Origin of the sequence: Photobacterium pectinilyticum (genome assembly GCF_024357955.1) — a bacterium.
GTDB lineage: Bacteria > Pseudomonadota > Gammaproteobacteria > Enterobacterales > Vibrionaceae > Photobacterium > Photobacterium pectinilyticum.
The window spans coordinates 18,620-42,761 of record NZ_JANEYT010000036.1; the positions used below are offsets into that span (position 1 = coordinate 18,620).

The following is a 24,142-nucleotide window of genomic DNA, read 5'->3' on the forward strand; positions in this document are numbered from 1 at the left end:
TTATACAAACAACTATTTTACGCTACTTATTCCTGCTGGGTGTTTATTTATTAAGGTTTTATAGTGTAATTTGTTGTAATTAACGGCTTGAAACAGGATACCACCACTAATGCAAAACATCGGGATGTCATCAAAACTCAACAATGTCTGTTACGACATTCGAGGTCCCGTTCTGAAGCATGCCAAGCGCATGGAAGAGGAAGGGCATAAAATACTCAAACTTAATATCGGCAACCCTGCGCCGTTCGGTTTTGATGCCCCTGATGAAATTCTGGTGGACGTGATCCGTAACCTGCCGACATCTCAAGGCTACTGTGACTCCAAGGGTATCTACTCGGCCCGAAAAGCGGTAGTCCAGCATTACCAAAAACGCGGAATGCTTGATCTGGATGTGGAAGATGTCTACATCGGCAACGGTGTTTCCGAATTGATTGTGATGGCGATGCAAGCGCTGCTCAACAACAATGATGAAATGCTGGTTCCATCACCGGATTACCCGCTATGGACTGCCGCAGTCTCGCTATCTGGCGGCAAAGCCGTGCACTATACCTGTGACGAGCAATCCGACTGGTATCCAGATCTCGACGATATCCGCAGCAAAATCACCCCGAACACCCGCGGGATTGTACTGATCAACCCGAACAACCCGACAGGGGCTGTTTACAGCCGAGACTTCCTGCTGGAAGTGGTAGAAATCGCCCGCCAGCACAAGCTGATCATTTTTGCCGATGAGATCTATGACAAGATCTTATACGAGGGTGCCCAGCACACCTCGATTGCACCACTAGCCGAAGACGTATTCTGTGTGACCTTCAACGGTCTATCCAAATCATACCGGGTATGTGGCTTCCGGGCCGGGTGGATGGTCTTGTCCGGCCCTAAGCATATGGCTAAAAGCTATATTGAAGGGCTAGAGATGCTCTCATCGATGCGCTTGTGTGCCAATGTGCCGATGCAGCACGCCATCCAGACCGCACTGGGTGGCTACCAGAGTATCAATGAGCTGATCTTGCCGGGCGGCCGTTTGCTAGAACAGCGTGACCGCGCCTATGATTTACTGACATCAATTCCGGGTGTGTCCTGTGTGAAGCCTAAAGGGGCTTTGTACCTGTTCCCGAAACTGGATCAGAAAAAATTCAACATCACCGATGACCAGCGCTTCGCCTTGGATTTCCTCCAGCAGGAGAAGGTGCTGGTTGTTCACGGTACCGGCTTCAACTGGAAGCAACCGGATCATTTCCGCATCGTTACCTTGCCACGGGTCGATGACTTGGAAATGGCGATGGGACGTTTGGAGCGCTTCCTACACGGTTACCGTCAGTAACGTGGCGATTGGCGATTGGCGATTGGCGATTGGCGATTGGCGATTGGCGATTGGCGATTGGCGATTGGCGATTGGCGATTCAGAAAACTATAGGGCAGGATGTCAAAATCAACACCCTGCCCTTTTACTTAACAAATAACAGATCTTGGGCTCTTTTACCCAGAGCCTCTGGCCGCTCTTGCCCCTGGCCTCTAGCCTGCTTCCCAACATTTTATCGTTTGCTTCGCGGTAAATTCTGTTACCTTTAAAAGATATCTGATTTTGTTCCCTGTCCTCACCGCCAAGAAGTATCGCTATGAAACAAAGCCATTTTTTTGCTCACCTTGCTCGAATGAAATTAATCCAACGCTGGCCGTTGATGCGCAGTGTCGAAACCGAAAACATCTCAGAGCATAGCCTTCAAGTCGCTTTTGTCGCCCATGCCCTCGCTTTGATCAAAAACCGTAAATTCAGCGGCAATACCAATCCTGAGCGGATAGCACTACTGGCCATGTTCCACGACTGCAGCGAAGTATTAACTGGGGATATGCCAACCCCTATCAAGTACTACAATCCGGCTATTGCCGAGGAGTATAAAAAAATAGAGCTCGCAGCCGAGAAGAAGTTACTGTCTATGCTGCCCGAAGAATTTCGTGATGACTACGCCCCGCTACTCGATAGCCATCAGGTAGACAAAGACGATTACGCTATCGTCAAGCAAGCCGACAGCCTGTGTGCTTACCTCAAATGCCTCGAAGAGCTCAATGCGGGGAACCACGAATTTACCTCGGCCAAAAACAACCTTGAGCAGACCTTGCATAACCGAACGACCCCAGAGATGGAATATTTCCTAAAGACATTTGTCGACAGCTTTAATCTAACCCTTGATGAGATCAGCTAATGACAGTTATCTCCCTCTCTCCTGAATTTAACCAACAGTGGGAAGCACGCAAAAGCAATGAGCAAAAAATGCGGCGCAACGACCACCGCTCGGCTTACCAGCGTGACCGAGCAAGGATCCTTCATTCCGCCGCGTTTCGTCGTTTGCAAGCGAAAACCCAAGTCCACGGTGCCGGGCATCATGACTTCTACCGTACCCGCCTGACCCACTCACTGGAAGCCTCACAAATTGGCACCGGTATTGTGGCCCAGTTGAAGATCAAGCAGCCTAAATTTCGAGAAGTGCTTCCATCAAATAGCCTGATGGAAAGTATTTGCCTTGCCCATGATATCGGTCATCCCCCTTTCGGACACGGCGGTGAAGTTGCTCTTAACTACATGATGCGAGAGCACGGTGGGTTCGAGGGCAATGCCCAGACGTTTAGAATAGTCACTCTGCTTGAACCGTATACTGAGCACTTTGGTATGAACCTGTCACGGCGAACCTTGCTCGGGCTACTGAAATACCCCGCTTTTATTAGCCATACCCGGGCGACAGAGCTACCTGCGGATGTCCATCATTTCCGCCACCTCAAGGCCAAGGATTGGTACCCCGCCAAGGGGATCTACAATGATGACAGTACGACCTTTGACTGGGTATTGGCACCATTATCCAACCATGATCGCCAGCTCTTTAGCCAAATGCGCAGTGAGCGCACCAAGCCGAATGAGCACTTGAAAACCCAATACAAATCACTGGACTGCTCTATCATGGAGCTGGCCGATGACATCGCCTACGGCGTCCATGACTTGGAAGATGCGATTGTGATGGGAATTGTCACCCGTGAGCAATGGCAAGAAGCGGTTGCCAGCAAGCTGGCCGATTGCGGCGAGCCGTGGCTGGAAGAGCGAATCGGGGTATTGAGTGACCAATTGTTTGGCACCCACCACCAGCGCAAGGATTCAATTGGGGCGATGGTCAATACCCTGCTAACCTCGATCCATATTGCCCCAACGATCCAAAATGGTATCGATAGCTTCGAAGCTCCCCTTTTACAGTGGAACGCCTTTCTATCAGAGCCGATGGAGCAAGTGCTGGAGGTGCTCAAACAGTTCGTCAGCCAATATGTAGTCCATAAGCCAGATATCCAGCTATTGGAATATAAAGGCCAACAATTGGTGATGGAGTTGTTCGAGGCCTTTGCATCGGATCCTGAGCGCTTGCTGCCGGAAAATACCCGCGAACGCTGGCGCCAAAGCAATGACAAGGGGGAAAATTCCCACCGGATCATCGCCGATTATATTTCAGGCATGACCGACGGCTTTGCCCAGCGGCTATACAGCACCTTATTCCAACCCACTTCGGCCAGTGGCATTGGTTTTCACGGAGGGGATTAAGCGATAGGCGATAGGCGATAGGCGCTTTTAGCCCCTCGCCAAGCTACTTCCCATAATTTTTCTCAAACACCCCTTCAGGCATCTGCTGGATCTGGAACTCGATCATTTGATTGAACGCTTCGAGCAGCGAAGCGAATTTATCATCCTCCCCTTCCAAGGCGGTAAGAGCGAGGTAGCCGGCTTCTACCGTCGATACCCCCTCTGATTTAGGTGATTTTCGAATTCGGTAGTTACCCTGATCGACATTATCAAGCGCCACCGTAGGCAACTGCTGCAAGTTGGTCGATAGTTGCCACATCTTATAGGCTTTCTTCCAGGTACCATCAAGTATAATCAATGTCCGTTTGGTTAACGCAGCTTGAGTTTGATTAGACCCAGCAAGGCTCGAAATAGGGACAGCTTCTTCCCCCGGGTAAACCACCCAAGCCTGACGGTCTTGTTCGGCCAGCAATTGGTTGATTTCTTCATGGTGTGAAAAGTCTTCGCCCACCCACAGTTTGGCGTTAGGAAGCGATAAAGTCAGGATCCTTGCGGTACCAATCGGACGCTTTACTTCCGTTGGATGTTGTAAAATCCACAATTCAGTTTTAGCATCAAGCTGTTGGATCCAGCGGCAAATACATGCCTTGGTTGCTTTACCGCACTTTTCACAATATCGACTCATCGAGGTAGCCTTGTCTATTCGCATCTTCGTTTTCATTATCATCGGTATAATGGCCGTTGCCCAATTACCCAGCCTCCAACCACTGCTCGTCTGGCAGCGCCCTGACATCGCGCATGGTGAAATTTGGCGACTCGTCAGCGGCAACCTAACCCATACCAATTGGCCACACATGATAATGAACAGTCTCGGCTTGGCAATCATTACCTTCATCTTTCGCCGCTATCTTACCTCAACGCACCTTGCCTTGCTGATCCTGTCCATATCTGGATTTATTGGCGTTACCCTATGGCTCAGCCCGATGGGCTGGTATGCAGGGCTGTCAGGCGTGCTCCACGGACTGTTTGCCTGGGGCGCGATACAGGATGTAAAAGCGAAAGATAAATTCGGCTGGGTACTGCTGGTAGCGGTTATAGGCAAAGCCCTGTGGGAACAAGTTTCAGGAGGCTCAGCAAGCTCTGCCGAGCTGATTGGCGCCAGGGTGGCTGTAGAGGCTCACCTAGCAGGTGTTTTAGGCGGCTTGCTCTTTGCCGCGGCGGAGCTAATTAAAAAGAAGATTGCAATTGAGAATTAGTTGCACTTAAAATGCACCTTAATGGTATCGGTCTTGTTTGGCTAAGTGTATTTATGAGTGAGAATCAAAATGGCTTTGGAATCTGAAATTTTATATCGCATCAATGTCTCTCTGCCGACAGGTATTGTGAGAGTGGGTTCAAGAGGAAAATACAAATTCCCACTTGAAGCCACTAAGCAAATAGCCAAAGCCTATGAAGATGATGGCTATCAGATCCATCTTACTCCAGCCAGACCACGCTTTACCTTCAGTGCGTGCTAATAGCTCACAAATAAAGGAGAACGACTAACCTCTCTCCTTTAGGTAACTTACGGCAGGTTAGGTACAGCAACCATTATTGGAGCTTGATCCGCTCACGGTTCTTTTCAACCGTAGACGTACCAATACCCTTCACTTTGATGAGATCTTCCGGTATAGCAAAAGGCCCATTGGTATCACGATATTCAATAATACTGGCAGCTTTGTCCGGCCCAATTCCCACCAGTAACTTATCCAGCTCTTCTGCATTGGCATCATTAATATTAATCGTAATTTCAATGCCCTCATGACTCTCACCACTGGCAACCGCAGGTAATGCCAAGCCTACCCCCAGCGCAACAACCAACGACATAGATACAATCGCTTTCTTCATCCTTTTTCTCCTTGTATACATTCAGGGGTTAGAGTGGCGAAGCACTCGCTGGCTGTATATGGGGAATGTTTTTCTTTGCACAAAAAAACGACGGGCCGCACAATGGCGGCCCGTCTAGCAACGTATTAATTACACTTAATGCGTTGTTGTATCCAACACTGGGTAAGATACCTTGGCTGCATTACGCAGTACATCCAGGGTAGCCATAACATCCTGCTGAGCATGCATTTGCTCAAGCTGCTGTGACATCTGCTGATCAACACCATCAACATCGGCTTCAACCACATTGTCCAGCGCGATAATTAGCATGTTGCCAGTCATATCACGTGTCACACCGTATACCGGTGCATCGTCTGCTGGCTTAGCAAGACCAAACGCAACTTGAGCAATCTGGCGATCTGCCCCCATACGGTTGATGGTTTCAGGCTCAGAGAAGCTCAGGCCTTCGTCTGCCAACACTTGTGTGTTGCCAGCTCGTAGGGCGGCAACCAGCTCATCCGCTTTCGCGTTAGCCGCTTCCTCGCCTTTGACAGCTGATAGCTGCTGTTTAACGTTCGCTGATACCTCGTCAAATGGCAATACCATTTCAGGGCGAGAGTCATCAACACGTACAACAACAACATGCTCAGGACCAAGCTCGATAATATCTGAGTTCAGGCCATCTTCACGCACTTCAGGGCTGTACAACGCCTGCAGTACCGCTGGGTTGGCCAGCACACCCGGCGCATCTGACTGAGAAATAAAGTCAGTGGTCTGAATCGTCGCATCAACCGCCGTCGCCGCATCCTCTAGTGTGTCTGGCATTTCGAACGCTTTCTCAGCTAGCTGGGTCTGCAGATCGTAAAACGCTTCTGCCGCACGCTGCTCACGCAGTTCAGCAAAGATTTCATCACGAACCTCAGCAAATGGCTTCACTGTCGGCTCTTTGATATCGTCCAGTTTGATGATGTGGTAACCGAAGTCAGACTCAACAACACCAGAAACGTCACCTTTGTTCAGGGCAAATGCCGCCTCTTCAAAGGCAGGATCCATCACACCGCGCTCAAACCAATCTAGCTTACCGCCATCTTTACCGCTGAAGGTGTCATCAGAAGATGTCTTCGCCAATTCAGCAAAGTCAGCACCGCTGTTTAGCTCTGCCAGTAAATCTTCAGCTTTAGTCTTCGCTTCGCTACCTTTACCTTGAACCAGAATATGGCTTGCTTGGCGCTGCTCAGCAGTACCGTATTTATTTTGGTTCTCATCATAGCTTGCTTTAGCATCATCTTCAGAAACGCTTAGCGTCTCTTTCAGGTTGGTGCCAGACAACTCGATGTAAGCCGCTTTCACTTGATCTGGGCGGGTGAACTGCTGCGGGTTCTGCTCGTAGTATGCGAGTGCTTCCTCATCAGTAACCTCGGCTTTGTTGGTAAACTCAGCCACATCCAGTGTCAGGGTGCGAATTTCACGCTCCTGGCGCTCAAGCTTAGTCAATGCTGCCACTTCGTTACCCAACGCGAAATCACTGCCTTGGATAGCCAACAACAGCTGCTGACGCAGCAAATCGGTTCGCATAGATTCCGCAAACATATCAGGTGTTAGACCTGAACGACGCAGCAGTGCGTTGTACTGTTCATTATCAAAGGCACCATCGCGCTGGAACTCAGGCATAGAAAGAATAACCTGAGTTACCTGCTGATCGCTGATACGCAGACCAAGTTCATTGGCACGCTGCTCAATCAGCAGGTCATTGACCATGCGGTCTAGCACACTGCGGCGGAACTGCTGCACGTAAGCTGGGTCACCCATCAGGGTCGAGAAATAATCGCCCAGCTGCGCCTGCATGCGGTTACGCTCGTTCTGATAAGCCATTTCGAACTCGCGCTGACTAATTTCACGATCATCCACTTTCGCGGCAACTTGCTCGCTTCCGCCTGCTAGGTAGCTACCTACCCCTGCGAAAACAAAAGAAAAAATAATCAGACCAAGAATAATCTTAACCCAAATACTGCTCGCGCCTTCGCGCATACGCTCCATCATAATTTGCCGTATCTCCTACCTATTCGATTTGGCATGGTAATACCAATCTGTGATAAGCCTAAATAAAGATTCATGAAGCCTGATTGGCTTCGAAACTATCGCTTAACTGTATTGATATTAGTGAAGAATGCTAACAGGCGAAGACCTGAAAAATTCACACTTTTCCAAAGTAAAAAAAGCGCACCGACAGGATGCGCCCTTTATCATGCCAGATTGCCCATTAAGACAACCTGAATGTTCGTTTGTTCACACAAACCGGCGGGCTAAGCCCTGCGCTTAGTTTACAGAATCTTTAAGCGCTTTACCTGCTTTAAAGCCAGGTACTTTCGCTGCAGCGATTTGAATTTCAGCACCCGTCTGTGGGTTACGGCCAGTACGCGCTGCACGCTCACGTACAGAGAAAGTGCCGAAGCCAACAAGCGCAACCTGATCACCCTCTTTCAGGCTATCAGATACAGCGTCGATGAATGCATCTAGCGCACGACCCGCAGACGCTTTAGAAATATCTGCATTTTCAGCGATTTTATCAACTAGTTGAGTTTTGTTCACGATCTATCCCCTCTAAGAACGTTATCCGTTTGCAGCCTCATGGCAAAATTTACATCACGGATAAAAAAGAATCAGTTTCATTATATCTACAGCGAACACAGGTTTACGTGTAGACATTGATTTTATTGAGCTAACGGCAAATTAGAACTCACTTATAGCCACACAAAAAAACGCTGACAAGGTTTTTATCCTCGAAAGCGTTTTTTCATATCTTAACTTTGCTGCACGTCACTGTTTTGGGCGTTTACCAGCTCAATTCCCGTTGGATTATTCTGCAATGCAACGGTTAGCACTTCATCAATCCAACGCACTGGGCGCACTTCCAGATCCGCAATCACGTTATCCGGAATTTCCTCCAGATCACGTTCGTTTTCCTTCGGAATCAGCACCGTTTTGATCCCACCTCGGTGCGCGGCAAGCAGTTTCTCTTTCAGGCCACCGATTGGTAGCACCTCACCACGTAGGGTGATTTCACCCGTCATGGCAACATCGCCGCGAACAGGGTTGCCTGTCAGGCTAGAGACCAGCGCCGTACACATGGCGATACCCGCACTCGGGCCGTCTTTCGGGGTCGCCCCTTCTGGAACGTGGACATGGATATCACGCTTCTCGTAAAAATCAGGCGCAACACCCAGACGCTCAGCACGGGTACGTACCACCGTCATCGCAGCCTGAATCGACTCCTGCATCACATCACCCAGTGAACCGGTGTAGGCAAGCTTGCCTTTACCCGGCATCGACTCGGTCTCGATGGTTAGCAGATCGCCGCCCACTTCAGTCCAAGCCAAACCAGTAACCTGGCCAATACGGTTGTTCTCTTCGGCTTTACCGTAGTCAAAACGCTGGACACCTAAGTATTCTTTCAGGTTGTCCTGAGTAATAACGACTTTCTTGGTCTCAGGATTCAGCAGGATCTCTTTTACAGCTTTGCGGCACAGTTTAGACACTTCACGCTCAAGGCTACGTACGCCCGCTTCACGAGTGTAGTAACGAATGATGCCAATCAGTGCCGAGTCATCCACTTCGATCTCGTGTGGCTTAAGGCCATTGCGCTGAACCTGCTTCTCTAGCAAGTGGCGCTTGGCAATATTCAGCTTTTCATCTTCGGTGTAGCCCGACAGACGGATCACTTCCATACGGTCAAGCAAAGGTCCCGGGATGTTCATCGAGTTCGATGTCGCCACGAACATGACATCAGAAAGGTCATAGTCGACTTCTAGGTAGTGGTCATTGAATGCGTTGTTTTGCTCCGGATCCAAAACTTCTAGCAGCGCTGAAGACGGATCGCCACGCATGTCTGATGACATCTTGTCGATTTCATCAAGCAGGAACAGCGGGTTCTTAACCTCAACCTTGGACATTTTCTGGATCAGCTTGCCCGGCATCGAACCGATATAGGTACGGCGGTGACCACGGATTTCCGCTTCGTCACGCACGCCGCCCAGCGCCATACGGGTATATTTACGTCCGGTCGCAGCAGCAATAGACTGACCCAGCGAGGTCTTACCAACACCAGGAGGACCAACAAGACACAGGATAGGACCTTTAAGCTTGTTGATGCGGCTCTGTACTGCCAAGTACTCAAGGATGCGCTCCTTGACGCGCTCAAGGCCGTAATGGTCGGCATTCAGCACTTCTTCTGCCTTGGCAAGGTTCTTCTTCACCTTGGAGCGCTTGAACCATGGCACACTCAGCATCCAATCAATGTAGCCACGCACAACCGTTGCCTCGGCAGACATCGGCGACATCATCTTAAGCTTCTGCAGCTCTTGCTCTGTCTTCTCGCGTGCCTCTTTTGGCATCTTCGACTCTTCGATTTTCTTCTTCAAAGATTCGAATTCATCCGGCGCGTCATCCAGCTCACCCAACTCTTTCTGGATAGCCTTCATCTGCTCATTGAGGTAGTACTCGCGCTGGCTCTTTTCCATCTGCTTTTTAACGCGGCCGCGGATACGTTTCTCCACCTGCAGCAGATCAATTTCAGACTCCATCATCGCCATCAAGAACTCTAGACGCTCTACGACATCGACAATTTCAAGTACTTTTTGTTTATCTGCCAGCTTCAGCGGCATATGAGCAGCAATAGTATCAGCCAGACGGGCAGCTTCATCGATACCATTTAGCGAGGTTAGAACCTCTGGCGGGATTTTCTTGTTGAGCTTGATAAACCCTTCGAACTGGTTGATTGCAGTTCGAACTAGCACTTCCTGCTCGCGCTCATCCATTTCCTCGGTAACCAGAAACTCGGCTTCAGCACTGAAGAACTCGTCATCACGCAGGTTTTCGACTTTAGCACGCTGCTGACCTTCCACCAGCACCTTCACCGTACCGTCAGGCAGTTTAAGTAGCTGTAGAATAGTCGCAACCGTACCGACATCGTATAGGTCGGTAATTGAAGGTTCGTCGGTCGCCGCTTCTTTCTGGGCAACCAACAAAATCTGTTTGTTATCATCCATCGCCGCTTCAAGGCAGCGAATAGATTTATCCCGGCCTACAAACAATGGAATGACCATATGCGGGTAGACCACCACATCACGCAGTGGCAGAACGGGGATCTCAAGGCGTTCCGAACGCTCCAGGTTCATATTATTCTCTCTTCCGTTCACTCTTATTAATGAGTATATGGGGGCTTGGGCGCAAGATTCAACGGGATATGTAGCAGAAAATAAAAAAGGAGGCGATTGCCTCCTTTTTTTAACCGCTGTGGGCAGATTTTACTCAGCGCCTGCTGCTTGGCTTTCGGTGTTTTCATAAATCAGTAAAGGCTCAGACTCGCCTTTGATAACTGATTCATCAATAACAACCTTACTTACGCCCTCTGCTGAAGGTAGCTCATACATAGTATCAAGCAGAACTGCTTCAACAATCGAACGAAGACCACGTGCACCCGTCTTGCGTTCCATTGCCTTACGGGCAATAGCGACAAGCGCATCGTCACGGAACTCAAGCTCAACATTTTCAAGCTCAAGAAGTGCCGCATACTGCTTAGTAAGGGCATTCTTCGGTTCACGCAGGATTTGTACCAGCGCGTCTTCATCCAGCTCACTAAGGATCGCTGTTACCGGAAGACGACCGATGAACTCTGGGATCAGGCCGTATTTAACCAAATCTTCAGGCTCAACCTTCTCGAACAAATCACTCAGAGTACGAGACTGATCTTTCGAGCGGACATCCGCACCGAAACCAATACCAGTGCCGGTTGCAACACGCTGGTCAACGACCTTGTCCAGCCCAGCGAATGCACCGCCACAGATGAACAGGATTTTTGACGTATCCACTTGCAGGAATTCCTGCTGTGGATGCTTACGGCCACCTTGCGGCGGAACCGATGCGACCGTACCTTCAATCAGCTTCAGCAACGCCTGCTGAACACCTTCACCCGAAACATCACGAGTAATTGATGGGTTGTCGGACTTACGAGAGATCTTGTCGATCTCATCGATGTATACAATACCGCGCTCGGCCTTGGCTACATCGTAATCACATTTCTGCAGCAGCTTCTGGATGATGTTTTCAACATCCTCACCCACATAACCGGCTTCGGTCAGGGTGGTCGCATCCGCCATAGTAAACGGTACATCCAGCATGCGTGCCAATGTTTCTGCGAGTAACGTCTTACCGCTACCCGTTGGGCCGATCAACAAGATGTTACTCTTGCCCAACTCAACACCGTCACTATTGGTATCGCCATTACGAAGACGCTTGTAGTGGTTGTATACCGCTACCGCGAGAACTTTCTTCGCATGAGACTGACCAATAACGTATTCATCCAGGTTTGTACGAATTTCCTGTGGTGTCGGAAGTTCATTGCCATCACGCTTTGGCATTACTTCTTTGATTTCTTCACGAATGATGTCGTTGCACAGGTCAACACATTCATCGCAAATATACACAGAAGGGCCTGCAATCAGCTTGCGAACTTCATGCTGACTTTTGCCGCAGAAAGAGCAGTACAGCAGTTTTCCACTACCACTCTCTTTTCGCTTATCTGTCATTCGCTAACCTCTATTCGGGTCTTACCCCATCATTGCCTTTGTTTTGAGTGTATAACAACTCAAGTCTTTTTGCTCCGCGCAAACGGCTAAGTCGCTGCACGGAGGCTAAAAAACTTAATCACGGTGACTCAAAACTGCATCAACCAAACCGTATTCTACAGCCTGCTCTGATGACATAAAGTTATCACGATCGGTATCACGTTCAACCACTTCAAGTGGTTGGCCGGTGTGCTCTGCAAGCAAACCGTTCAAACGCTGTTTGATCGTCAGAATTTCCTGAGCATGGATCTGGATATCAGAAGCCTGGCCCTGGAAGCCACCTAGTGGCTGGTGGATCATCACGCGGGAGTTAGGTAGACAGTAACGCTTACCTTTAGCGCCGCCAGCCAGCAGGAATGCACCCATAGAGCATGCCTGACCCATACATACTGTGCTGACGTTTGGCTTGATGAACTGCATGGTGTCGTAGATAGACATCCCTGCAGTAACCGAGCCGCCCGGTGAATTGATATACAGGAAAATGTCCTTGTCAGGGTTTTCAGACTCAAGGAACAAAAGCTGCGCAACGACTAGATTGGCCATATGATCTTCTACCTGACCGGTCAGGAAGATCACACGCTCTTTCAGTAGTCGGGAATAGATGTCGTAGGAACGTTCACCACGAGAAGTCTGCTCGACCACCATAGGAACCAGCGCATCCAAAATTGGCGACATGGCGTTTTTTTCTTGGTAGCTCATAACGTTATTTCCCTAAAATAAATGGCCCGAATGAAATTACTCTCACACGGACCATTGTTAGCAGAAGATTTGAAGTAAAGTCAAATCTCTACAGTAATTTCAGCAAATTATGCAGCTGGCTGTTGGTTCATCAGATCGTTGAAGCTAACTTCTTTATCTGAAACCTGAGCTTTAGCTAGTAGCGCATCGATAGCTTGCTCTTCTAGAGCAACGTTACGCATGTTGTTCATCATCTGCTCGTTCTTCTCGTAGTAAGAAACAACTTCTGTTGGATCTTCGTAAGCAGAAGCCATTTCAGCGATGATAGCTTTAACGCGCTCTTCATCAGCTTTTAGCTCTTCAGACTTGATCACTTCACCTAGAAGTAGGCCAACAACTACGCGACGCTTCGCTTGCTCTTCGAAAAGCTCACGTGGAAGCTCAGGTGCGTTAGCAGCATCACCGCCGAAGCGCTGAGTTGCCTGCTGGCGTAGAACGTTGATTTCTTGGTCGATAAGAGCAGCAGGAACAGCGATGTCGTTCTGCTCAACTAGACCATTTAGAACCTGATCTTTGATGCGGTTCTTAACAGCTTGCTTCAGCTCACGCTGCATGTTCTTACGAACTTCAGCTTTCAGGCCTTCAACAGAACCGTCTTCAACACCGAACTTAGCAACAAACTCTTCAGTCAACTCTGGTAGTTCCTGAGCTTCAACTTTGTGTAGTTTGATAGCGAAAGTCGCTGCTTTACCTTTTAGGTTTTCAGCGTGGTAATCTTCAGGGAAAGTCACTTCTAGAGAGAACTCTTCGCCCGCTTTCTTACCAACGATACCGTCTTCAAAACCTGGGATCATGCGGCCCTGGCCCATTGCAAGAGCGAAACCTTCAGCTTTACCGCCTTCGAATTCTTCACCGTCGATAGAGCCAGTGAAGTCGATAGTTACGCGGCTGTCAGCAGCTGCAGCGTCTTCAACGTCGCTCCAAGTTGCTTGTTGCTTGCGAAGCGTGTCTAGCATAGTGTCAACGTCTTCGTCTTTCACTTCTACCGCTGGTTTTTCAACAGTAATGTTTTCTAGACCCGCTAGCTCGATTTCTGGGAAGATTTCGAAAGACGCTTTGAATACAAGGTCTTTACCTTCAGCGATCTCAACTGGAGTGAAAGTTGGTGCGCCTGCTGGGTTGATCTTTTCTTTAACGATCGCCTCGATGTAGTGACGCTGCATCACTTCACCTAGGATGTCCTGGCGTACAGAAGCGCCGAACATACGAGCAACCATTTTAATTGGTGCTTTACCAGGACGGAAACCATCGAAACGACGATTCTTAGCAATTTTCTTCAGCTCAGCAGCAACAGCATCTTCGATGTTTGCAGCTGGAACTGTGATAGTTAGATGGCGTTCTAGACCTTCAGTGGTTTCAACGGTAACTTGCATTTTATTTAACCTCAAAACTTACTCAGTATTCTCTGAGTGATGTTGCCGATCAGTCATGCTGACGGTGGCATCCTTTCGTGTTATGGCCAGCAACCACGGCCAAACCATAACGCCTTAATTCTGTGAAGCGCGGTATTATAACGGTCCTCAGCCCTGTCGTCGAGACAGAGTGGCCGCACCGCAATCAAACCTTTCACACAAGATAGGGGCAAAAATTCCATTTACAAGGGAAAACCCCAAAAAAAACGTTTCCTTTTACGTTTTTTTGACCGTACGCGGTTTTAACTGTCTCTTTTCCCACCTAAACGCCGATTTTTTGCCGCACAAATATCATCCAACTGGATAGTTAGAATGAACAGTGATCAGCGATGCATGGTGATGCGTAATAAATTATGTCCTTAGCCAGTGGAATTAACGATGTTCGAAGGGAAAAAGAAAGTTTGGATTGCCGGGGCAAACGGTGGATTAGGACTCGCTCTGACCGAGCATATCCTCGCTCAGGGCCATTTGGTCACAGTGTCTACACGCCGTACCTCTCAAGCCCTGCTGCAGTTACAGGCAAGCCATAGTACCCAAATGACCTGTGTTTTGGGTGATCTATGTCAGCAACGTTCTAACACCCAATCGCAGCTCATGGCCATTTTCGAGCAGTATGGCCTCCCAGACTGGACCATTAATGCGGCAGGACTATTACATGCTCCTCAATCAAAGCAATCACCCAAAGCCAAAATGCCGGAAAAACGCCTGTCGCAGATCACCGAATCATTTCTGGTAGACAACATCCATGCCAATGCCTACACCAATGTCGCTATTGCCCAACTTCTCGACACCCTATACAAACGTAAAGACCCTTTTCACTTCTTGTGCTTGTCCGCCATGGTCGGCTCTATCTCCGACAACGATTCAGGAGGTTGGTACAGCTACCGGATGAGCAAAGCAGCCCTTAACATGTTTGTCAAAACCCTAAGTATTGAGTGGCAAAGACGTTTTCCCCAAGCTTGTATTGCCGCTATTCACCCAGGTACAACAAATACATCACTCTCAGCACCTTTCCAGCATAATATTAATAGTGACAAGCTTTATTCACCACAGCTCTCGGCCGAGCGCATTTATCGAGTGCTATCAACCCTTACTCCTGCAGATACCGGTCAGTTTTTCCATTGGGATGGAACAACACTTCCGTGGTGAGAAGATTTGAAACTAGCTACAGACTTATACCAACCTACATAAATATTTGATCAGCCTTGCAGGTTAAAATACTTGATCAACGACTTATCCAGATTGGTATTAAGGATATAGAGCAAAAGGAAAGCCAAACTCCGGCGACAAAAAACAAACTAAAAGATTCTAAATTGCCGATGGATAGCACAAAAAACAATCGCACAACCTTTATGATACCAGTTGCTTAATCATTAAAGGCATTCATTTGCAATATTGTGTACAAGGTAAGGATAAAAACAATGAGAAGGAACAAAGCGACTGTGATTGTCTCATGGCAACCCACTAACGAACGAGAAAAACAAGCACTGAAACAATTTCTGCTTAATGAAATAGCGGGATGTAGCAGGCAACACCAAGGAGGCACAGGAAAAACAGGTTTTGATACAGGAAGATTGATTCGCTAGAAATAACAGAAATGGATAAAACAGAGAAAAAATAGAGGGGGAAGTGGCACGCCCTGTAGGATTCGAACCTACGACCACATCCTTAGAAGGGACGTGCTCTATCCAGCTGAGCTAAGGGCGCTTTATAAGTCATAACGTTAAGTTACCAGACGAATTATACGTCCCAACATTCGAACGTCAATGCCTTTTCCCCTATTTTCTCAGCATTTGCGCTCAACTGACTAAACATAGAGCAAATTGGATGGGCTATGGGCTATGGGCTATGGGCTATGGGCTATGGGCTATGGGCTATGGTGCCTTTTGATATGGTGATATAGCATTAGGCGTATCCATACAAATTACAAATACCCACACTGAAGCAGCAACTATTACCAAAACGTAAACAAAACCAACACGCAAACGATTGCGCTATAGATCTTCGTAACATTCTCTGCGACAATACAACAATTAGGCAGCACTCGTGCCGCTCCCCTCAAGAGTGGAATCAACGACCCGCGTTGCCCGCTTCACGTTCAATCAATTTCAGTCCAAAGGATAAACATGGCCGCTCAAATCATTGATGGGAAACTCATTTCGCAAACAGTTCGTCAAGAAGTTGCTGCCCGAGTCAAAGCGCGCCTCGATGCAGGCCTTCGTGCTCCGGGGTTAGCCGTTGTTCTGGTAGGTCAGGATCCCGCCTCGCAAATTTACGTCGGCAGCAAACGTAAAGCCTGTGATGAGGTGGGTTTTGTGTCCAAGTCCTTTGATTTTCCTGCCACAACAACGGAAACGGAATTGCTAGCTCTTATCGACGAGTTAAACAATGACAACGAAGTGGATGGTATCTTGGTCCAACTTCCTCTCCCTGCAGGCATTGATACCACCAAAGTACTTGAGAGAATAGAGCCAGAAAAAGACGTCGATGGCTTCCATCCCTACAATGTCGGACGACTATGCCAGCGTATCCCCAAGCTACGCTCGTGCACCCCGAAAGGGATCATCACCTTGCTTGAGCGCTATAATATTGCTCTTCGTGGCAAGCATGCGGTCATTGTCGGCGCGTCCAATATTGTCGGCCGTCCTATGACGCTTGAATTATTACTCGCAGGAGCGACCACCACCACTTGTCATCGCTTCACTCAAGATCTCGAAAGCCACGTTCGCCAAGCTGATATTCTGGTCGTCGCGGTGGGTAAGCCTAACTTTATTCCCGGCGATTGGGTCAAAGAAGGAGCGACAATCGTAGATGTTGGCATCAACCGCTTGGACAATGGCAAGCTAGCCGGTGATGTTGAGTATGATATTGCCCGTGAGCGAGCCCGCCATATCACCCCAGTACCGGGTGGCGTTGGCCCAATGACAGTGGCGACCTTGATTGAGAATACACTGCTTGCCTGTGAGCAGTATCACGAGAAGTGATTTAGTGGCGATTGGCGATTGGCGATTGGCGATTGGCGATTGGCGATTGGCGATTGGAAATTTACCAAGGTAAAGATTCACTTCAACAGTATTATTGCCTTTACGAAAAAGCAGGAGCAATATGCTCCTGCTTTTGATCTTTCCTAAAGCCTGTGGCCCCTAGCCTTTAGCCCCAAGTCGTTCCTTCAAGAACGCTGTAAAGTCTTCACCAAGAGATTCATGACGCATACCGTATTCAACAAATGCCTGCATATAGCCTAGCTTGCTGCCGCAGTCATGGCTCTTACCCGACATATGGAAGGCATTTACTTGCTGATCTTCCATCAACATATCGATCGCATCTGTCAGCTGAATCTCATCACCTGCACCGATAGGCGTACGCGCTAACAAAGACCAAATTTCAGCGGGTAGCACATAGCGGCCAACAATGGCCAAGTTAGATGGCGCATCTTCAAGAGCTGGCTTTTCTACCACTTTTGTCATCGCCGCCGTTTCACCCGGTTTCAGTGCTGTACCATTGATGTCAGCCACACCGTAGTTAGAAACCTCAGACATAGGTACCGGCTCAACCATAACCTGGCTGATCTGGGTATCATTAAACGCATTGACCATGGCTGCCATATTTTCACGGCGAAGATCACTAGCAACGTCATCCAAAATAACATCTGGCAGCACAACAGCAAATGGCTCATCACCAACCAAAGGGCGGGCACAAAGAACTGCATGACCTAGGCCTTTCGCCTGCCCCTGGCGCACATGCATAATAGTGACATCTCTCGGACAGATCTTTTGTACTTCATCCAACAGCTGACGTTTAACACGCTTTTCAAGCGTCGCTTCAAGCTCGAAAGAGGTATCGAAATGGTTTTCGATTGAATTCTTCGATGAGTGGGTAACCAATACAATTTCTTTGATACCAGCTGCCACACATTCGTTCACCACATACTGGATCAGCGGCTTATCAACAATCGGCAGCATTTCCTTCGGGATCGCCTTGGTTGCCGGAAGCATACGGGTACCCAAACCAGCAACGGGGATAACCGCTTTACGTACAGGGGAAGATGTAGACATATTTTATTCCATTTAAAATTATTCAAGCCACTATAACAAAATCACTGCAAACGAATCCAACCTTGCAATAAGAGTGGATTACTTTTTCACCAGATCTTCATTCTGTACACTGACCTTGACCGGTTTACCCAGTAGTTGAATCATCATAAATGAGCGCTTTTCACCATCAGGTTCTTGATAAATAGCCTCAATCCCTTTGAACTGACCTTGTGTCAGCTTAAGTGATTCACCCGGCTTCGGAAGGGCTGATAATTTTGTTTGTTGTTCTTCAGAGTCTTCATTAATCATCAAGCTATAGATAAGGTCCGGGTTTACAGTCTGTGGCCTCGCGCCTTGACGAATAAAATCAGCAACACCACGAGTAGATCGTACTGTGGTATAACTGATATTTTCTGGGTCAAAATAGACAAACATATAGCTCGGGAACAGGGGCTCAAAAGTAGTCATCCGTTTTCCACGAACTATTTTCTCCACTGTCACTTGAGGGTAGTAACACTCAACACCTTGACGATCAAGATTGATCACCGCACGTTCCTGTTCACTGCGCTTGCAATATAGTAAGTACCAATCTTTCATAGCAATCTCAGTCAGTTAATCCTCTTGCATTCATTAATTATACCTAAGCCACTCTCACCGACAATGTTTTGCCTACCTGCAAGGCCAATATGTCAGCACTTCACCTCCCAAGTGCATAACCAGCCAAATATGTAACAATCATTAACAGAAAACTGCTGCGACATTAAAATCCATAGAAAAGATCTAATTTGGATGAAAGCACCACAAAATCACTTACATAAAGAATTTTATTTATGGCATGTATAGTAAATCTGAAATTTCAATTTTGAGCAAATAGCAAACAACTGCCTATTAATCAAAATGTTACATTGTTTTTGTTTTGTTTTCATTCTGTAACGATTTGCAGTTTAATAATTTGTCATTTATAACAGGGGCGACATTAGCAAACACAAAATCAATTAAATTTAGAGAATAATTATGAGCAATCTTAACAGTGGCACGTTGTTAGGCCACCCTAAAGGTTTGTTCTTACTGTTTGGAACCGAACTGTGGGAACGTTTTTCTTACTATGCAATGCGTGCCATTCTGGTGCTTTACCTCACCGACAAAACCATCAATGGTGGTCTTGGCTGGTCGACACAAGACGCCCTTAACCTTTATGGTATTTATACTGGCTTGGTTTATATCACCCCGCTTATTGGTGGTTATATTGCCGATAACTTCCTTGGCCAGCGCCGCTCAATAATCATTGGTGGTATCTTGATGGCCCTAGGCCAGTTTACCCTTGCACTACCAAACAGCATGGTCGACCCACATTCTGTGACAGCCTTTTATCTCGGCCTTGGCTTGCTGATCATTGGTAATGGTATGTTTAAGCCGAACATTTCAACCATGGTGGGCGATCTCTACCAAGACGGTGATAACCGTCGTGACGGTGCGTTCACTATCTTCTACATGGGTATCAACCTTGGCTCATTGCTAGCCGGTATTATTGCGGGTACCGCGTCTGCCGCTTACGGCTGGAAAGCTGGTTTCCTGACAGCAGGTATCGGTATGCTGATCAGCCTGGTAACTCAGATGATTTTTGCCGAGCGCCTACTGGGTGATATCGGCAAAGAGCCAGCAGCAAAGCGTGCAGCAGCGATGAACAAGTCAGGTAAACAAGAGCCATTGACCAAGCAGGAAAAAGATCGTCTGAAAGTTATCATGATCATGGGTCTGTTCGTGGTTATCTTCTGGGCAGGCTTCGAGCAAGCCGGTGGCCTGATGAACATCTTCTCGCAACAATACACCGACCGTATGATCGGTAGCTTTGAAGTGCCTGCAGCCTGGTTCCAGTCTCTAAACCCATTCTTTGTTATCACCCTCGCACCACTTATTGCGTCTATCTGGGTGAAAATGGGCCCTAAAGAGCCAAGCTCTCCAGTCAAATTTGCTATGGGCCTTTTCTTCCTAGCAGCAGGCTTTGTTTGCATGATGGGCGCTGTGATGCAGCAAGGTGGCGATATCACTGTGAAGACATCCATGTTCTGGCTAGTCGCGGCATACTTCTTCCATACCTTGGGTGAGCTTTGCCTGTCGCCAATCGGTCTATCAATGGTTACTAAGCTGGCTCCACTACGTCTTGCTTCTTTGATGATGGGAGCATGGTTCGGCTTCAACGCTATCGCTAACTATGTGGCAGGTATCATTGGTGCCCACGTTGGTGAAGCGGGTCCTATGGCTATCTTTAGTGGTATTGCTATTGCTGCAACCGTTGCTGGTGTCCTTCTTCTACTATGCTCTAACCAACTGATCCGCTGGATGCACGGTGCAGAAGGTAAAGTTATTGAAGAAGAGATGGAGCCTCAGCCAGTAGAGGCGTAATTTCTTCGCAACAAGCTGTTTATCATAAAGAGCAACATACAATAAACGGAGAGCCATTGCTCTCCGTTTTCATATGATGGTTATGGCAGCGACATCCAATTAATTTTGAGGTACTTGGTTGAACAAAATTAGTTCTTGGTTTTTCTCTTGAAGGTTAAGCTAAAGCTGGCCGAGCCTGTTTCGCTTAGTGACAGCCGCCCGCCAGAGTCTGAAAGCTTGAGGCTCACACTATCATTGCTACTCGCTTGGTTACCCAACCATGGCTGGGCTGTCACAACTTGTTCCCCGTCGCTGGTTTGCAGCCGTGCAGAGAGGCCCGCTGACGCAATGTTCAACGTTCTATCTGTTACATCAAAAATACCAAAAATAGCCTTTATCGGAGAGGCATAGCCGGAGTGGCGCATCCCTTTTTCAATTAGCTTAATGAGCCCTGAGATAGAGCTTTGATCGCCCATTCGGGTACGTAAATAATCATTAAAGAAGGCTCGTATCAACAACGTTGTTGCCGTACCGTTGTCGCCCCCCGTTGCCGAGTCGACCAAATAAAACGCCAAACGGCCATCTATCAGCCAGGTATAATCGAGTAAAACAGGCTGAACATCGGTTGCCTGCAATATACAATAATTCAATTGCCAATCTCCGAGTGAAGACTGTGTTTCAGGCATCAGCCCGATCAGCAACTCCCGAGCGGCCCTCGGGTTAACCTTAAGCTCTTCAATGTGCCACTCAAGCTCTTCATCAACGACGGTTTCTTCTTCGATGTTTACCCACTGGCTAGAAAAGCCAAGATTTTCCGTCACGGAATCTTCCGATTTAAGTACCGACATAATCGCTGATTTAAGCACCATGATGTTATCGAGCGGTTTAATGAGAAAATCCTTCACCCCATGACGCAAAGCTGCTGCCACATCCGACATATCCCCGGTACCGGAGATAACGATGATGGGTACCATCGGATAATGTAGGGAGACCTCCTCAACAAACTCCATCCCCGTCAATATTGGCATGGCTAAATCACATAGCAAAATGTCAGGCATATCATTTCGTAATGCCTGTAGCCCCTCCAAGCCATTTTCCGCCTCACGCACTCGGCAGCCCTGGCTGATAAGAAAGCCAGAAAGCATGGTTCTAAATACTGGATCATCTTCGACGATCAGAACGTCTTTATCTTCAAGCAAAGCCTGCTCCCTGACTGAAGAATGGTAATGGTGCTTGATACCTCGTGTGCCGCCTTGCTGGGAATGTGTACTCATGACAACGCTAACCACAGGCTTGACTAACCTATCAAAAGCATAGGTCGAAATCCGCAGATCGTCAGGGGATTAATACGTTCTGTGACGAAAATATTGGAAATTGTTAACAGCATCAAAATTTAAATTTATCAATTACTAAGATTTGTCCCTAAAGTAACCTCAAGTGGCTTGAAGATAGCTGAAAGAAAAATACCCGTTATCTTGATTTACAGCAAAAGTTGCCTTGAAAGCGTCATCTTTTAATATGTTTTGTTATACAATTCCCCATTATAAGTTTTCAGTGTTGTAAAGTTATGAAGCTTGACGATTTAAATTTATTCCGCATGGTTGTGGAAAATGGCAGTTACACAGCGACGTCTCGTAAGACCCAGGTGCCCGTTGCCACCCTGACCCGGCGTATCCAAGCACTTGAAGAGTGTTTGAGTATCCGCCTACTAAACCGTCATGCAAGGAAGCTATCACTGACCGAAGCCGGACAAAAATTTTACGATGAATGCAGCCCGTTGCTACAGAGTTTGGTCGATACGGCCGAGCATGTCAGCGAAGAGTGCAAAGGAGCAGCTGGTAGGCTAAAGATTGCCGCCCCGTCAAACCTGACCAAGGTAATGCTACAGCCTTTGCTCAATGCCTTCATGCAAGAGCATCCAGCGATCCATATCCAGCTGATGATGAGCAATGATCCAGAAGTTCTCGACCCAACAGATTGGGATGTCATTTTCCGGGTCGGTCCACAGCGCGACTCCACCTTGATTGCACGAAAAATCAATGCGGTGAAAGACATTTTGGTCGCCAGCCCAAATTACCTTAACCACAACTCCGAACCCAAGCACGCTCAAGATCTACATCAGCACCCATTACTAAAGGGTAAACCGCTGCTGCGTTGGCGCCTGACCAACTGTGATGGTGAGACTGTGACAGTGTCAGATCGTGGCCGTTATGAAGCTAACGAACTCAATGTTGTGCGCAAGGCCTGTATGGCAGGACTAGGGATTACCCTAATGCCAGACGTGATGCTGGAGAAATACATCTCCTCCGGCGAGTTAGTACAAATCCTCGAAAACTGGTCATCGAACCAGCGTGATGTATACCTGATGTATAACCACCGCGATTATCAGCCAGAGAAACTGCGGATTTTCATTGAGTTTGCCAGCGAGTACTTCAAACTCTAGATTCTCAGCCGTAAAAACCACCTTCCCGTATCAGCTTATTATGCGGGAAGGGAGCACTCCTCCAATCCCCCCTTCTTCATTCTAGATACCCACATAGTGGATAAATTCCCATAAGATGCCGCACTTCCTTGCGAAGTGTTTCAACCCCGACTAAATGTTAATAGTACTGGCACGAAAGCCTTCCTGAATTTGTGTTTATACCAATCTGGATAAGTAGTTGATCTATAGATTGCACAGGAAAAATTGTTGTTATCAAGGCGGAGGTTGCAGTAACTAGTGGCTCTAATTACAAAACCTCTAACGCAGCTAACAGCGATTTTAACCAGCAAGATTAATCAAATACTTATGTAGGTTGGGTATTATTGGTAGGCAAAGCCATAACTAGCAAGAAGAGCACCCATAGCACGAGATGAACTGACGCTGTGTTCTTCGATAACCGACGAAAATAAGCACGACTCAATGAGGAAGCGTTATGATTCTGGGACATTTATTCGGTTTGTACACCCACCCCAAGCAAGAGTGGCGGGCAATTGACAAGGAACATGAAGGGGTCCAAAGCAGTTTAAGCCATATCTTACTGGTTGCCTTACTGCCACCAGCGTTTGCCTTCATCTCCAGCGTCTTTATTGGTTGGCGTATCGGTGTTGGTTCACCTATTTACCTAACCCAAAGCAGCGCGTTGGCAATGTCGGTAGCCATGTATTTTGCCCTAATCGCCGGGGTCTTTGCCCTCGCCTATCTCACCTACTGGATGAGCCATACCTTTGGCTCCACGCCGACATACACACAAGCACTTGAGCTGGCAGCTTATACGGCAACACCACTTTTCATGGTCAGCATCGCGGCGATTTATCCGCAAGTTTGGTTCTTGATGATTGCCGGCCTTGTTGGGATCGCATACTCGGTCTACTTACTGTATACCGGCGTCCCTATCCTGATGCACATTCCTGAAGAACGAGGGTTTATTTATGCCAGCTCTATCGTGACATGCGGGCTGGTGCTATTGGTATCCATTATCGCAGGCTCGGTGATTTTGTGGAACTTGGGCATAGGGCCACAGTTTAGTCATTAGGCTAGAGGCTAGT

At 47.9% G+C, this 24,142-nt stretch carries 22 protein-coding genes and 1 tRNA gene; 11 read left to right on the forward strand and 12 right to left on the reverse strand.

Features of this window, described 5'->3' with window-relative positions; all coding sequences use genetic code 11:
• Positions 1-109 precede the first annotated feature (109 nt).
• The 3 genes from NHN17_RS15290 to NHN17_RS15300 all read left to right on the forward strand — a co-directional run bounded on the left by NHN17_RS15290 (position 110) and on the right by NHN17_RS15300 (position 3,580).
• The gene (locus NHN17_RS15290; protein WP_255043443.1) at positions 110-1,324 is read left to right on the forward strand and encodes a pyridoxal phosphate-dependent aminotransferase; all 1,215 of its coding nucleotides are present in this window, start codon (positions 110-112) and stop codon (positions 1,322-1,324) included.
• Between the two features lie 295 nt (positions 1,325-1,619).
• Positions 1,620-2,204 carry a 5'-deoxynucleotidase gene (gene yfbR / locus NHN17_RS15295; protein WP_255043444.1) on the forward strand — a complete coding sequence of 195 codons (585 nt, stop codon included), beginning with the start codon at positions 1,620-1,622 and terminating at the stop codon, positions 2,202-2,204.
• Entirely contained in the window at positions 2,204-3,580 is a 1,377-nt protein-coding gene (locus tag NHN17_RS15300) for an anti-phage deoxyguanosine triphosphatase (protein ID WP_255043445.1), read from the forward strand. Before yfbR ends, NHN17_RS15300 begins: the two co-directional genes overlap by 1 nt.
• A gap of 43 nt (positions 3,581-3,623) precedes the next feature.
• Here the strand turns inward: NHN17_RS15300 and NHN17_RS15305 are convergent, their stop codons facing one another.
• Positions 3,624-4,244 carry a tRNA-uridine aminocarboxypropyltransferase gene (locus NHN17_RS15305; protein WP_255043446.1) on the reverse strand — a complete coding sequence of 207 codons (621 nt, stop codon included), beginning with the start codon at positions 4,242-4,244 and terminating at the stop codon, positions 3,624-3,626.
• 10 nt (positions 4,245-4,254) lie between these two features.
• Here NHN17_RS15305 and rrtA point away from each other — a divergent pair, with 10 nt between their 5' ends.
• Together rrtA and NHN17_RS15315 are read left to right on the forward strand one after the other, a co-directional pair.
• Complete coding sequence (gene rrtA, locus NHN17_RS15310) at positions 4,255-4,815, forward strand: rhombosortase (RefSeq protein WP_255043447.1); 561 nt, start codon at positions 4,255-4,257, stop codon at positions 4,813-4,815.
• A 69-nt stretch (positions 4,816-4,884) separates the two neighbouring features.
• A complete protein-coding gene (locus NHN17_RS15315) occupies positions 4,885-5,076 on the forward strand; it encodes a hypothetical protein (protein ID WP_255043449.1) in 192 nt (63 codons plus the stop codon).
• Between the two features lie 73 nt (positions 5,077-5,149).
• On the opposite strand, the gene NHN17_RS15320 is transcribed toward NHN17_RS15315, so the two are convergent.
• The 7 genes from NHN17_RS15320 to tig all read right to left on the reverse strand — a co-directional run bounded on the left by NHN17_RS15320 (position 5,150) and on the right by tig (position 14,159).
• Positions 5,150-5,446 (reverse strand): ComEA family DNA-binding protein, encoded by a 297-nt coding sequence (locus NHN17_RS15320; RefSeq protein ID WP_373689569.1) that lies wholly within the window; start codon positions 5,444-5,446, stop codon positions 5,150-5,152.
• A gap of 135 nt (positions 5,447-5,581) precedes the next feature.
• Positions 5,582-7,465: a peptidylprolyl isomerase gene (gene ppiD, locus NHN17_RS15325; RefSeq protein WP_255043450.1), complete on the reverse strand. Its 1,884-nt coding sequence runs from the start codon at positions 7,463-7,465 to the stop codon at positions 5,582-5,584.
• 276 nt (positions 7,466-7,741) lie between these two features.
• Positions 7,742-8,014, reverse strand: a complete 273-nt coding sequence (hupB, locus tag NHN17_RS15330) for a nucleoid-associated protein HU-beta (RefSeq protein ID WP_255043451.1) — start codon at positions 8,012-8,014, stop codon at positions 7,742-7,744.
• A 212-nt stretch (positions 8,015-8,226) separates the two neighbouring features.
• Positions 8,227-10,599, reverse strand: a complete 2,373-nt coding sequence (gene lon / locus NHN17_RS15335) for an endopeptidase La (RefSeq protein ID WP_255043452.1) — start codon at positions 10,597-10,599, stop codon at positions 8,227-8,229.
• A 129-nt stretch (positions 10,600-10,728) separates the two neighbouring features.
• Positions 10,729-12,009 carry an ATP-dependent protease ATP-binding subunit ClpX gene (gene clpX / locus NHN17_RS15340; RefSeq protein WP_255043453.1) on the reverse strand — a complete coding sequence of 427 codons (1,281 nt, stop codon included), beginning with the start codon at positions 12,007-12,009 and terminating at the stop codon, positions 10,729-10,731.
• Positions 12,010-12,123: 114 nt separating this feature from the next.
• The gene (gene clpP, locus NHN17_RS15345) at positions 12,124-12,747 is read right to left on the reverse strand and encodes an ATP-dependent Clp endopeptidase proteolytic subunit ClpP (protein ID WP_255043454.1); all 624 of its coding nucleotides are present in this window, start codon (positions 12,745-12,747) and stop codon (positions 12,124-12,126) included.
• 107 nt (positions 12,748-12,854) lie between these two features.
• A complete protein-coding gene (tig, locus tag NHN17_RS15350) occupies positions 12,855-14,159 on the reverse strand; it encodes a trigger factor (RefSeq protein WP_255043456.1) in 1,305 nt (434 codons plus the stop codon).
• A 417-nt stretch (positions 14,160-14,576) separates the two neighbouring features.
• Between tig and NHN17_RS15355 the strand changes: the two genes are divergently transcribed.
• Both NHN17_RS15355 and NHN17_RS15360 read left to right on the forward strand, forming a co-directional pair.
• Complete coding sequence (locus NHN17_RS15355) at positions 14,577-15,347, forward strand: SDR family NAD(P)-dependent oxidoreductase (RefSeq protein WP_255043457.1); 771 nt, start codon at positions 14,577-14,579, stop codon at positions 15,345-15,347.
• Between the two features lie 272 nt (positions 15,348-15,619).
• Positions 15,620-15,784 (forward strand): hypothetical protein, encoded by a 165-nt coding sequence (locus NHN17_RS15360; RefSeq protein WP_255043458.1) that lies wholly within the window; start codon positions 15,620-15,622, stop codon positions 15,782-15,784.
• Between the two features lie 44 nt (positions 15,785-15,828).
• Here the strand turns inward: NHN17_RS15360 and NHN17_RS15365 are convergent.
• Positions 15,829-15,905: transfer RNA gene (locus tag NHN17_RS15365), tRNA-Arg, on the reverse strand.
• A 419-nt stretch (positions 15,906-16,324) separates the two neighbouring features.
• On the opposite strand from NHN17_RS15365, the gene folD reads away from it, so the two are divergent.
• Positions 16,325-17,182, forward strand: coding sequence for a bifunctional methylenetetrahydrofolate dehydrogenase/methenyltetrahydrofolate cyclohydrolase FolD (gene folD, locus NHN17_RS15370; RefSeq protein WP_255043459.1), 858 nt, complete (start codon positions 16,325-16,327; stop codon positions 17,180-17,182).
• A gap of 159 nt (positions 17,183-17,341) precedes the next feature.
• On the opposite strand, the gene galU is transcribed toward folD, so the two are convergent.
• Together galU and rfaH are read right to left on the reverse strand one after the other, a co-directional pair.
• The gene (gene galU, locus NHN17_RS15375) at positions 17,342-18,253 is read right to left on the reverse strand and encodes a UTP--glucose-1-phosphate uridylyltransferase GalU (RefSeq protein WP_255043460.1); all 912 of its coding nucleotides are present in this window, start codon (positions 18,251-18,253) and stop codon (positions 17,342-17,344) included.
• A 78-nt stretch (positions 18,254-18,331) separates the two neighbouring features.
• Complete coding sequence (gene rfaH / locus NHN17_RS15380; protein ID WP_255043461.1) at positions 18,332-18,829, reverse strand: transcription/translation regulatory transformer protein RfaH; 498 nt, start codon at positions 18,827-18,829, stop codon at positions 18,332-18,334.
• Between the two features lie 417 nt (positions 18,830-19,246).
• On the opposite strand from rfaH, the gene NHN17_RS15385 reads away from it, so the two are divergent.
• Positions 19,247-20,635, forward strand: coding sequence for a peptide MFS transporter (locus NHN17_RS15385; RefSeq protein WP_255043462.1), 1,389 nt, complete (start codon positions 19,247-19,249; stop codon positions 20,633-20,635).
• 128 nt (positions 20,636-20,763) lie between these two features.
• On the opposite strand, the gene NHN17_RS15390 is transcribed toward NHN17_RS15385, so the two are convergent.
• Positions 20,764-21,813 carry a response regulator gene (locus NHN17_RS15390; RefSeq protein WP_255043473.1) on the reverse strand — a complete coding sequence of 350 codons (1,050 nt, stop codon included), beginning with the start codon at positions 21,811-21,813 and terminating at the stop codon, positions 20,764-20,766.
• Between the two features lie 368 nt (positions 21,814-22,181).
• On the opposite strand from NHN17_RS15390, the gene NHN17_RS15395 reads away from it, so the two are divergent.
• Together NHN17_RS15395 and NHN17_RS15400 are read left to right on the forward strand one after the other, a co-directional pair.
• Entirely contained in the window at positions 22,182-23,057 is an 876-nt protein-coding gene (locus NHN17_RS15395; protein WP_255043463.1) for a LysR family transcriptional regulator, read from the forward strand.
• A gap of 472 nt (positions 23,058-23,529) precedes the next feature.
• Entirely contained in the window at positions 23,530-24,129 is a 600-nt protein-coding gene (locus tag NHN17_RS15400) for a Yip1 family protein (protein ID WP_255043464.1), read from the forward strand.
• Positions 24,130-24,142: the final 13 nt, after the last annotated feature.

What these genes read in the sequence shown, in the direction of transcription:
- yfbR (WP_255043444.1), top strand. Translation starts at nt 1,620, where the DNA reads ATGAAACAAAGCCATTTTTTTGCTCACCTTGCTCGAATGAAATTAATC.
- lon (WP_255043452.1), bottom strand. Translation starts at nt 10,599, where the DNA reads ATGAACCTGGAGCGTTCGGAACGCCTTGAGATCCCCGTTCTGCCACTG.
- NHN17_RS15315 (WP_255043449.1), top strand. Translation starts at nt 4,885, where the DNA reads ATGGCTTTGGAATCTGAAATTTTATATCGCATCAATGTCTCTCTGCCG.
- galU (WP_255043460.1), bottom strand. Translation starts at nt 18,253, where the DNA reads ATGTCTACATCTTCCCCTGTACGTAAAGCGGTTATCCCCGTTGCTGGT.
- NHN17_RS15355 (WP_255043457.1), top strand. Translation starts at nt 14,577, where the DNA reads ATGTTCGAAGGGAAAAAGAAAGTTTGGATTGCCGGGGCAAACGGTGGA.
- NHN17_RS15300 (WP_255043445.1), top strand. Translation starts at nt 2,204, where the DNA reads ATGACAGTTATCTCCCTCTCTCCTGAATTTAACCAACAGTGGGAAGCA.
- NHN17_RS15360 (WP_255043458.1), top strand. Translation starts at nt 15,620, where the DNA reads ATGAGAAGGAACAAAGCGACTGTGATTGTCTCATGGCAACCCACTAAC.
- rfaH (WP_255043461.1), bottom strand. Translation starts at nt 18,829, where the DNA reads ATGAAAGATTGGTACTTACTATATTGCAAGCGCAGTGAACAGGAACGT.
- ppiD (WP_255043450.1), bottom strand. Translation starts at nt 7,465, where the DNA reads ATGATGGAGCGTATGCGCGAAGGCGCGAGCAGTATTTGGGTTAAGATT.
- tig (WP_255043456.1), bottom strand. Translation starts at nt 14,159, where the DNA reads ATGCAAGTTACCGTTGAAACCACTGAAGGTCTAGAACGCCATCTAACT.
- NHN17_RS15395 (WP_255043463.1), top strand. Translation starts at nt 22,182, where the DNA reads ATGAAGCTTGACGATTTAAATTTATTCCGCATGGTTGTGGAAAATGGC.
- NHN17_RS15400 (WP_255043464.1), top strand. Translation starts at nt 23,530, where the DNA reads ATGATTCTGGGACATTTATTCGGTTTGTACACCCACCCCAAGCAAGAG.
- clpX (WP_255043453.1), bottom strand. Translation starts at nt 12,009, where the DNA reads ATGACAGATAAGCGAAAAGAGAGTGGTAGTGGAAAACTGCTGTACTGC.
- NHN17_RS15305 (WP_255043446.1), bottom strand. Translation starts at nt 4,244, where the DNA reads ATGAGTCGATATTGTGAAAAGTGCGGTAAAGCAACCAAGGCATGTATT.
- clpP (WP_255043454.1), bottom strand. Translation starts at nt 12,747, where the DNA reads ATGAGCTACCAAGAAAAAAACGCCATGTCGCCAATTTTGGATGCGCTG.
- NHN17_RS15385 (WP_255043462.1), top strand. Translation starts at nt 19,247, where the DNA reads ATGAGCAATCTTAACAGTGGCACGTTGTTAGGCCACCCTAAAGGTTTG.
- folD (WP_255043459.1), top strand. Translation starts at nt 16,325, where the DNA reads ATGGCCGCTCAAATCATTGATGGGAAACTCATTTCGCAAACAGTTCGT.
- NHN17_RS15290 (WP_255043443.1), top strand. Translation starts at nt 110, where the DNA reads ATGCAAAACATCGGGATGTCATCAAAACTCAACAATGTCTGTTACGAC.
- NHN17_RS15320 (WP_373689569.1), bottom strand. Translation starts at nt 5,446, where the DNA reads ATGAAGAAAGCGATTGTATCTATGTCGTTGGTTGTTGCGCTGGGGGTA.